The organism is Lentilactobacillus parakefiri (genome assembly GCF_002157585.1).
In the GTDB taxonomy this organism is placed as follows: domain Bacteria; phylum Bacillota; class Bacilli; order Lactobacillales; family Lactobacillaceae; genus Lentilactobacillus; species Lentilactobacillus parakefiri.
The window spans coordinates 1-303 of record NZ_BDGB01000026.1 but is presented as its reverse complement, the minus strand read 5'-3'; the positions used below and the strand labels follow the sequence as shown (position 1 = coordinate 303).

Here is a 303-nt window from a genome sequence, read left to right as displayed (position 1 = left end):
GTCGTAACTGTGGGGTCATTAACGATGATCAAATTATTGGCTATGGTTGGCGGAAGACCACGATTAGATTTGCTAAAACATTGGGCAGCACCGTTATCCTATGTCTCAATCGGCGATACTTTCACTGTAAGGCCTGCCAAACCAACTTTCTAGCACAGACGAGTGCAGTGCCGGCGCACTGCACAATTGCGAATACGACCCGGAAACAATGTTTAGAAAAACTGACCGAACCCGTTTCTCTCAAACACATTGCTAATGAATTATCCACTTCAGATTCATTCGTTGGTCGTCAGCTCTTGCGCG

At 46.2% G+C, this 303-nt stretch carries 1 pseudogene; it reads left to right on the top strand.

Annotation, left to right across the window (positions count from 1 at the left end):
• Window positions 1–303 (top strand): annotated as a pseudogene (locus LPKJCM_RS01805) (transposase family protein); the annotation flags it as partial.